Here is a 1,146-nt window from a genome sequence, read left to right on the forward strand (position 1 = left end):
AGATTGATGAGATCGGCCACGCTGGAAGTATGTTCGCCGCTGTCAATGACGGCCTCAAATTTCTCCAGTTCGCCCTGATCCAGCTCGGAGAGCAGACAGGCCAGATGATTGAGCTCGTCCAGGTTTTCGTATTCCGTGAGATAGTCATAGAGCCCCAGCACGTCACCGTCAAAGCTGGTAATGAAAAATTCCTCATAACGTACCCCGTCCACACCGATCCGCTTCAAAAGGGCCTGTACTTCTTCGGTAGTCGTGGGGAATTTCAGCGTTTCGCCAACCAGCTCACCCTCGTTGTACTTTCCCAGGTTGGTGATGTAGGCTTCAAACAGGGACGCCATCAGCACCGCCCCTGGCCCTTGACGGTCAGGATGCCCTCAAGGGTAGTCGCGGTAATCCCCAGGCGCTGGGCCACGGCAATATCATTTTTCATGGCCTCGGTCACGGAATGGCCGCACACCACCAGCACACGGGAGCGCCGGAGCAGATCGCGGCCCATGTCGATGCCGTTCTTGTGCTCCTCCGGCACCGCGTCATTGAGGAACAGCGGCAGATAGAGCATGGGGCAGATGGGGGAATAGCCCGCATCATAGACCACGCGGCAGTAATGCGCCGCCTGCTCCATATCCACCGCAGGATCACCATGCCACGCAGCGGTGATATAAGCAAGGGATCGTTTCATTATCACACCTCCAATATTTAATAGGTAGTTCAACCCTATCCCCCCGCCCTTTCCCAATCATGGGAAAGGGGGCGGCTCTGGAGGATATACCCCCGCCGCCTGCCGGGGAAATAGCACAGCCGGGGCAGACCGTCAAGGGCAAGCCGCCGCAGGCGGCGGGGCCGTTGGCCCCCTTGACGGCCCGCTCCCGGCTGTGCTAAACAGCAGACGGCGACGGGGGATATATACCACCAGAGCCATCGCAAGGGGCGGAGCCCCTCGGGACAAAATGTCTCGAAGTGATTACTTGTCTTTTTCCATCTTTTTCGGAGCTTTCGTAAGCTGGGGCGGCTGTTTCTGTTTCCACTCGTCCAGCAGGCCCATGATCTGCTCCTTCATTTTGGCGGGAGTAACCTCCTTGCCGAAATACTTTTCCAGTTCAGCGGTTGAAATAATCACGCCTTTATCCTCCATGTTCTTTTCTGAGA

The 1,146-nt window shown here is 56.7% G+C and carries 2 protein-coding genes and 1 pseudogene; all 3 read right to left on the reverse strand.

Translation table 11 applies throughout. The features are described 5' to 3' along the window. Positions 1-338, reverse strand: a 338-nt coding sequence (locus tag JX325_RS17395) for an antirestriction protein ArdA (RefSeq protein ID WP_204792260.1), incomplete at its 3' end; no start/stop codon positions are given. Further along, entirely contained in the window at positions 338-679 is a 342-nt protein-coding gene (locus JX325_RS17400; protein WP_204792261.1) for a hypothetical protein, read from the reverse strand. The genes JX325_RS17395 and JX325_RS17400, both read right to left, overlap by 1 nt. Before the next feature lie 282 nt (positions 680-961). Continuing rightward, positions 962-1,146, reverse strand: a pseudogene (locus JX325_RS17405) (chromosome partitioning protein ParB); the annotation flags it as partial.

Origin of the sequence: Oscillibacter sp. CU971 (assembly GCF_905219725.1) — a bacterium.
In the GTDB taxonomy this organism is placed as follows: Bacteria; Bacillota; Clostridia; order Oscillospirales; family Oscillospiraceae; genus Oscillibacter.